5 protein-coding genes and 1 rRNA gene are annotated in these 7704 nt (G+C 66.2%); 2 read left to right on the top strand and 4 right to left on the bottom strand.

What is annotated here, in order from left to right; all coding sequences use genetic code 11:
* Positions 1-464: 464 nt before the first annotated feature.
* Positions 465-2579, top strand: a complete 2115-nt coding sequence (locus tag LK542_RS24660) for a TonB-dependent receptor (protein WP_227813971.1) — start codon at positions 465-467, stop codon at positions 2577-2579.
* On the opposite strand, the gene LK542_RS24655 is transcribed toward LK542_RS24660, so the two are convergent.
* The 3 genes from LK542_RS24655 to LK542_RS24645 form a co-directional block, all read right to left on the bottom strand.
* A complete protein-coding gene (locus tag LK542_RS24655; protein WP_227813970.1) occupies positions 2576-4057 on the bottom strand; it encodes a DUF3482 domain-containing protein in 1482 nt (493 codons plus the stop codon). The two genes, LK542_RS24660 and LK542_RS24655, sit on opposite strands and share 4 nt — an antisense overlap.
* A complete protein-coding gene (locus LK542_RS24650; RefSeq protein WP_227813969.1) occupies positions 4054-5532 on the bottom strand; it encodes a DUF2868 domain-containing protein in 1479 nt (492 codons plus the stop codon). Before LK542_RS24650 ends, LK542_RS24655 begins: the two co-directional genes overlap by 4 nt.
* A gap of 145 nt (positions 5533-5677) precedes the next feature.
* Positions 5678-6118, bottom strand: coding sequence for a hypothetical protein (locus tag LK542_RS24645; RefSeq protein ID WP_227803631.1), 441 nt, complete (start codon positions 6116-6118; stop codon positions 5678-5680).
* 197 nt (positions 6119-6315) lie between these two features.
* Between LK542_RS24645 and LK542_RS24640 the strand changes: the two genes are divergently transcribed.
* Positions 6316-7533: a M20/M25/M40 family metallo-hydrolase gene (locus tag LK542_RS24640; RefSeq protein WP_227813968.1), complete on the top strand. Its 1218-nt coding sequence runs from the start codon at positions 6316-6318 to the stop codon at positions 7531-7533.
* Positions 7534-7592: 59 nt separating this feature from the next.
* Here LK542_RS24640 and rrf read toward each other — a convergent pair.
* Positions 7593-7704, bottom strand: a 5S ribosomal RNA gene (rrf, locus tag LK542_RS24635).

Raw genomic sequence — 7704 nt, 5'->3', positions numbered from 1 at the left:
CTGAGACAACGCTTAATACTTTTGTGAACATTTGATAATTTAAGTATGCAGCTGAACAAGTCAGCTGGCACCTTCATCAAACGCCCACACTTATCGACTGTTGATTGTTAAAGAACCGTTGTTCTGTTCTACCTTGCTGCACTGTGCGAAGCGTTGTGTTCGTCAGCAGCAGAGGAATGAGATTATGCAGTGTTTCGCGATGCTCGTCAATCCTGTTTTTGCTTCAGCGCAGAATTTTTCTGCGGACATTGCTAACGTAACCACTTGATTCCGTTAACGTTTTTCGATCGCGCCTTGCAGCGTTCCTGAAGCGGACGCGCACTATAGCAAACGTTTTCGGCGTCCGCAAGAGCTCCTCGAAAAAAGCGTGTTGCGGTGCGGTGCGTGTACGTTCTTGCAATGCCGGGTATATTGCCAGCCGTACCAGCGCCCGGCCACCGGGCGCCCCAGCAACCGGAGATCGAATGAATTCCCCCCTGTTCCGTCGCACCGCCATCGCCGCGGCATGCATGTCCGCGCCACTGATCGCCATCGCCGATGAGGTCGGCGTCCCGATCAATGTGGTGGTAGTCAGCGCCACCCGCTCCGCGCACACCAGTTTCGACCTGCCTGCTGCGATCGACATTGTCGACGCCGGCCATATCCGCGACACCCAGCCGCGCGTGAACGCCTCCGAAGCCCTGGCGGCCGTGCCTGGCCTGGTCGCGCGCGACCGCCAGAACTATGCGCAGGACCTGCAGATCTCCTCGCGCGGCTTCGGCGCCCGCTCCGCCTTCGGCGTGCGCGGCGTTCGCCTGGTCGCCGACGGCATCCCGGCCACCATGCCCGACGGCCAGGGCCAGGCCGCGACCTTCAACCTCGACATGGCTGAACGCATCGAAGTCCTGCGCGGGCCCTTCTCCGCCCTGTACGGCAACCATTCCGGCGGCGTGATCCAGCTCTTCACACGCGACCCGAAGGGCGCGCCCGCTATCGAAAGCAGCTTCTCCGCCGGTAGCGACGGACTGCGCAAGCTCGACGTCAACGCGCAGGGCAGCAGCGGCAAGCTGGGCTACCTCCTGGACGCCTCGCGTTTCGAGACCGATGGCTACCGCGCGCACAGCGCTGCCACCCGCGACCAGGCCTACGCCAAACTGGTGGTCGAACCATCCGATACCAGCCGTCTGGTCATCACCGCGAGCGGCCTGCGCCAGGACGATACCCAGGACCCGCTGGGCGTCACCTGGGCGACCTACCAGCGCGATCCGCGCGCCGGCGAGATCGACACCACCGACACCCAGTCGCCGCAGCGCACCCTGGCCGAACGCTACAACACGCGCAAGAGCATCGACCACCAGCAGTTCGGCCTCACCTGGGAACAGCGTTTCGGGCCCGACCGCCTGCAGGTCACGGCCTACGGCGGCAACCGCCGCGTGGTGCAGTACCAGTCCTTCTCGCGCGGCTTCCAGGCGCCGCCTACTCACTCGGGCGGCGTGATCGACTTCGACCGCGACTTCCACGGTATCGACGCCAACTGGCGCGCGGTGCGTGACGTGGCAGGCGGCACGCTGCGCGCCACCGTCGGCATCGAAGTAGCGCGTTCGACCGATACGCGCCAGGGCTTCGAGAACTTCATCGGCAATACCTTCGGCGTGAAGGGCAATCTGCGCCGCGACGAGCAGAACGAAGTGAGGAGCACCGACCCCTACGCGCAATTGGAATGGGAACGCGGCTCCTGGGTTCTGACCGGGGGCGTGCGCCGCAGCCGCGTGAGCTTCGACGTCACGGATCGCTTCCTCGCCAACGGCAACGATAGCGGCAGCGTCGAGTACAGCCACACGGCGCCGGTCGTCGGCGTCCTGTACAAGGTCTCACCAATGCTCAACGTCTACGCCAGCGCCGCCCGCGGTTTCGAAACCCCGACCCTGAACGAACTGTTTTATTCTGGGACGGGCGCCGGCTTCAACTTCCGTCTCGCACCCGCCATCGGCAAGCACCTGGAGGCAGGGGTAAAGGCGATGCTGGCACCTGGGGTGCGCGTCAACGCCGCCGTGTTTCAGGTCAGGACAAAGGGCGAGCTGGTAGTCGACAGCTCCGCCGGGGGCCGCACCAGCTACCGCAACGCCAGCGCCACGCTGCGCCAGGGCGGCGAACTGTCGCTCGATGCGGAACTGGGCGGCGGCTGGAATGCGCGCCTGGCCCTCAGTGCGCTGCGCGCCATCTACGACGAAGCCTTCGGCGCAGTGCCGGAAGGCAGCCGCCTGCCGGGCATCCCGAAAACCAGCCTGTATGGAGAGCTGGGCTGGACCGAGCAGGCCGGCCGCTTCGGCGCTGCGCTCGAGACGATCGCCAACGGCCGGGTCTACGCGGAAGACACCAATACCGCCACGCCGGCGCCGGGCTACGCCATCGTCAACGCCCGCGTGCAGGCCAGCCAGCAGCTGGGCGGCTGGCGGTTCAAGCAGTACGCGCGCCTGAACAACCTGCTCGACCGGACCTATGTCGGCTCCGTCATCGTGGGCGACACCAACCGCCGGTACTACGAAGCCGCGCCGGGACGCAACTGGATCATGGGCGTGAGCGCGCAGTACCAGTTCTAGGCGGTGTTGGCCTCGAGCCGCGCGGGCAGCGCAACGCCGGGATACAGCCTGGCCAGCGTGGCGTCGGTCGCGGGGACCAGCACCGCCTCCACCAGGTTTGCCGCCGCCGCATCATCCGGCGCGGCGCGCACCGCCTGCCACAGGTCGGCGCGTTTGCCTTCCTGCCCGCTCAGGGCGCGCTCGACTTCCTCCTGCCAGAAGGCGGGGGCCTCCCCCTCCACCCAGTTGCCGCGCCCGCGGCCGAAGTGGGCCACCGCCAGGTAGCGCAGCACCGCGCTGCTCAGGAGCGTATCCAGGAAGGGATCGGCGAACTGGACGCCCGGTTTGGCGCGGTCCAGCCTCTGGTTGAAGCCCCAGGCCGCGCCGGCCATCGTCAGGCCGCCCACGATCGCGCCCAGCAGCGCGCCCGCCCCCATGGTCAGGCCGCCGGCCATCATGTCTGCCGACAGTCCGGTCGCCGCGCCCGACACCACCGCGCCGAGCAGGCCGGCCTGGGCCTTGTCCACCGGCGCGCGCACCGCGAAGTTGTCGCGCACGCGCGCATTGATCTTGAGCGCTTCGCCCGGATCGACGCGGTACAGGGCCAGCATGCGGGCGGTCGCGCCATTGATGCGGGCGTTCAGGCGCTCGACCAGTGCCGCCATCGCCAGCTCCTGCCGCCGCTGCTCGTCCTTGCCCAGGCCCACCGCCTTGAGCGCGCTGCGCAGCATGTTGCGCCCTTCTTCCGGAATGGCTTCCTCGTCGCGCGCGGCCGCCGCCAGCTGTTCGGCCGTGACGCGCAGGGCACTGGTATAACGCTGGCGGTTGGCGGCAGACCAGGACGCGAGCAGGCGCGCATAGCCGGGCTGTTTGTCCTCTTCGACCAGGCGGCCGATCGCTTCGTAGAACACGTGTTCGTGTACCCAGCAGCGGGCAAAGGCGTCCAGCGGCAGCACGTCCTTCACCACCGGGAACCCGTCCAGGTGCTGGCGCCAGCGCGCCTGCTCGTTCGCTTCCTCCCCGCCCGGGCGCGGTGGCCCCATCTGGTTGAGCAGCACGACCACCGGTTTCCCGAGCCACTCTAGGATCTTCATCTCGGACGGCAGGTAGCCGGCATCCTGCGGCGACTCGGACGAGTTGACCAGGTAGAGCACGACGTCGGCTTCTTCCTTCGCCGCGCGCAGCGCCTGCTGGCTGAGCCAGAAGGGCTTGTCGCGGTAGCGGTCGAACACCTCGCGCAGGAACCAGCCGATCGGGTTGCCCGCCATCGCCAGGCGCTTGAGCAGGCGCACCGAATCGCCGAAGCCCGGCGTATCCCACAGCAGCAGGGTGTCGCCCGCCTCGCTGGTCTGCAGCAGGTGCGCCTCGGCAAACTGCGTCACGTGTGCGGCGTCGCGCACCTCGCCCACGTCCATGCCGACCAGGGTGCGGGCCAGCGTCGTCTTGCCGTTGTTGGTGTGCGAGACGAGCGCGAACTGGATCTTGACCGGCGCGTTCATCGCAGCTCCGGCAGGCTGAGGCCCGCACCGAGTTCGATCGGATACTTGTCGGGCTGGAGCAGGTTGACGAAGGTGGCTGAGGTGCCATGGAAGCTGCAGAACTGGCGCCACAGCGCGCTGCGTTCCGCCACGCGCGCGGCGTTGCCCTGATCGCCGATGCGTTCGACCAGAGGCGATTCGTCGACCAGTACCGCGACGCCGCGCTTCACGCGCTTGCTCAGGTAGTCGAGGAAGGCGCCGTGGTTCTCCTTCTCGGGTGTCGCGGCAAGGCTGAACAGGACCGCGGTGACGGTCACGTCCGGCTCGTCGAGCGCGGCGTCCTGCAGCGCTTCCTTCGGTTCGACGCCATAGGCGCTGGCGGGGCGCAGCTGGACCCGTGCCTGGGCGCCGAGCGCGCTGGCCGCGATCGCCCACAGGCCGCGGTCGCGCGCTTCGTCCAGCGTGTAGCTGTAGGGGAGCACGCGCAGCAGCGCGGGCGTGCCGGCGCCGATGCTGTCGGCCAGCTTGCGGTAGTAGGGCTGGTCGAGATCGAGCGGGAAGTTGCGCGCCAGGCGGCGTGCGCGCCAGGCGGCGAAGCCCGCGAGCACGAGGCGCGGCAGCACGACGAGCAACAGCAGCGTCGCGCCGTACAGGTGGACCCAGCGTGCGCCGCTAGCGGCGGTAAGGGTGCGACCGTGGCGCAGCAGTTCGACCTCCGCCAGCGAAAAGCCCTGCAGGAAGGGGAAGGCGTTCATCGCCGGCATGAACAGCCAGGACAGCAGGGTGTGGACCTGGCGCCCGTCGAGGAAGGTGCTCTCCCAGCCGACCACGTACTGGTTCAGCAGGCCGCGCGCGTACAGCGAGGCGATGGCGCCGAGCGCGAAGCAGGCGGCAGCCAGGTGAATGGTGCGGCTCAGGCGCGCCCGGGTGAGCGGCTCGCTCAGCGCGGCCCACTCGCTCATGAAGGCGGTGAGTCCGGCGGCCATCGGCGCCGGCAGCTTGCGCGGCAGCGCGGCCTTGCCGACACTCAGGCGGCGCAGCAGGTTCGGTCCGGCCCAGCCCTGGCGCTTGCCCGGAACCAGTGCCCACACCAGCATGCCCAGGTACACCAGCAGGTTCCAGCCGATGATCAACAGGAAGGGGGCGGACAGCAGGTCGACGCGGTGCGGGTCGGCGATGCGGTCGATGACGGCGCCTGCGATCAAGGCAAGGAATGGCAGGGCCAGCCAGACGCCGCCCAGGCCCAGCCTGCGCTTGTGGAAGGCGGCAAAGGCGGGCGAGCGCTCGCCCAGACGTTTCAAGATCTGCTCTGAGCGCTGCTGCAGGAAGTGATGCTGGGTGACGGCGGTCTTGCTGTCTGCGGCCTGCCAGGCCGCCAGTTCTTTCGCGCTGCGGCTCGCGTACTTGCGGTCGTCGTCGCTCAGCACCTCATGATTGGCGTCGGCGGACTCGATTGCGCGCACTAGCACGACATTGCGTGCGACCTGTTCGTTCATGCTTCTCCTGTCATGGTTGAAATGGCAAGGCTGACAGGTGCATTGTGCCCCAGTTTGGGATGGGAGACCGTTCCGGCGCTTGCTCGGGTCGGCGCCGGGCGTAAAAAAACCCGGGAGACCCGGGTTGCGCTGTCCTGGCGGGTGTTCAGCCGGGATTCTTCTTGTTCGGCTTGCTGCCGAAGTCGGACGCCGGCAGGTCGGGGCGTCCCTGCAGTCCCTTGCCACCGCCCTGGCCGGAATCCGATTGCTGGGAACCGGCATGCTGGTATTGCTCGATGCCGCCCTGGCCCGACTGCTGCGGCTCACCCAAGCGGTCCTGCTCGGCCTGCGCCTGCATGCGCGCGCCGCGCTGGCGGGCGCTCCAGCCCTGGTGGACGGCGCCGGCGCCGCCGCGCTGGCCGCGGCCGCTGGTGTCCGATTGCTGCGAGCCGGTGTGGGCCATGGGGAAAGGCGATTCCGGACCGCCCGGCATCACGGCGCCGGGCGCACGCGTCTGCATGCTGCCCTCTGCCACCGTCACGCCTTTCGGTTTGTGGATACCGCGCGAACGGTTGTCTCCACCCAGGTTCTTTTCCTTCGATTTCATGATGCCTCCTTTGCATTGCTGAACCGATGGATCGATCATGCGCGCCGAACCAGTAGGGCTGTATAGGAGAAGAGTCCGAGCAATCGTAGGAATCGCCGCACGATTAGCCCTCATGTAGTTCTTAAAGATTGACGTGCTGCAAGTGCTGCCGGGGTATGGGGACTAGCATCGTGTTGATGATGCCAAGAGGAAAAGTGATGAGATCCGCCGCCCTCAAAGTTTGCCTGTGTTCGGCACTCTGCCTCAGCCTTGCGGTGGCGGACGCTTCGCCCTTGAAGCGCAGGGCCTGGATCACCGTGGGTGAGGCGGCCTTCCAGCAGATGCAGTCGGTCGCACCCGATATGGTGTCGATCGCCAGCCGAGAAATGGGCAAGGCCGGGATGTCCGAAAAAGTCCATGCGGTCGTGATGGACGAAAACCGGCTTGCCGCAGCCGCCGGCGCGATCCACGAGAAGCTGGGGCGTTGCGGTGGATTCATGTACCACGGCAGCGAAGCGCAGGCACGGGCAGCGCTCACCCTGCGGCGCGTGCTCTCGGCGGCGCCTGCTTATGCTATCGACCAGCATCAGGTGGTGGAACCGATGCTGGCGGGCATGCAGGAACAGCGGATCGCGTCGACGATCACGGCCCTGAGTGCCTTCACCAACCGCTATTACACGAGTCAGACCGGCGTCGATGCATCGAACTGGCTGTTGTCGGCATGGCGCGAACTCGCCACCAGGCGGGATGACATCAGCGTCGCCCAACTCACCCACAAAGGCTATCCGCAAGCCTCGGTCATGCTCACCATTGTGGGCAGCGACTTGGCCGACGAGAGCATCGTGATCGGCGCCCACCTCGATTCGATCCTGAGCTTTCGCATGGGCGAAACGGCGCGCGCACCGGGAGCGGACGACGATGCTTCCGGCGTGGCGAGCATGACCGAGGCGCTGCGTGCCCTCATCGCGAGCGGTTACCGGCCGCGGCGGACCATCCATGCGATTGCCTACGCGGCGGAAGAAGTGGGATTGCGTGGCTCGCAGGAGATTGCCCGGCAATTCAAACAGGCGGGCAAGAAGGTTGCGGGCGTGCTGCAGCTCGACATGACCAATTACCAGGGAGCGGCGAACGACATTTACCTGATCAGCGATTATACGAACAGCCAGCAGAATGCTTTCCTGGCCCAGCTGGCAGGCGCCTATCTGCCGGGGCTGAAGGTGGCGTATGACAAGTGCGGCTATGCCTGTTCGGACCACGCCAGCTGGGATGCGCAGGGCTATCCCGTATCGATGCCTTTCGAGTCATCGATGGCGCGTGATAATCCGCATATCCACACGGCGAAGGACACCCTGGCCAACTCTGGTGGGCAAGCGGTCCACGCATTGAAGTTTGCACGGCTGGCTGCGGCCTACCTGGTGGAACTCTCGAGCAAATAGGCGGAATACAAAGTAAAAAACCCCGCAGAGATCACTCTGCGGGGTTTTTCATATAACTAGCCTGACGATAACCTACTTTCACACTGGTTGCAGCACTATCATCGGCGCAAAGTCGTTTCACGGTCCTGTTCGGGATGGGAAGGGGTGGGACCGACTTGCTATGGTCATCAG

It is taken from the genome of Massilia sp. IC2-477 (assembly GCF_020707265.1).
In the GTDB taxonomy this organism is placed as follows: Bacteria; Pseudomonadota; Gammaproteobacteria; order Burkholderiales; family Burkholderiaceae_D; genus Telluria.
This window is presented reverse-complemented; position numbering and strand designations above follow the sequence as displayed.

Excerpts from the sequence above, each read along its gene's own strand:
- LK542_RS24660 (WP_227813971.1), top strand. The coding sequence starts at position 465 with ATGAATTCCCCCCTGTTCCGTCGCACCGCCATCGCCGCGGCATGCATG.
- LK542_RS24655 (WP_227813970.1), bottom strand. The coding sequence starts at position 4,057 with ATGAACGCGCCGGTCAAGATCCAGTTCGCGCTCGTCTCGCACACCAAC.
- LK542_RS24650 (WP_227813969.1), bottom strand. The coding sequence starts at position 5,532 with ATGAACGAACAGGTCGCACGCAATGTCGTGCTAGTGCGCGCAATCGAG.
- LK542_RS24645 (WP_227803631.1), bottom strand. The coding sequence starts at position 6,118 with ATGAAATCGAAGGAAAAGAACCTGGGTGGAGACAACCGTTCGCGCGGT.
- LK542_RS24640 (WP_227813968.1), top strand. The coding sequence starts at position 6,316 with ATGAGATCCGCCGCCCTCAAAGTTTGCCTGTGTTCGGCACTCTGCCTC.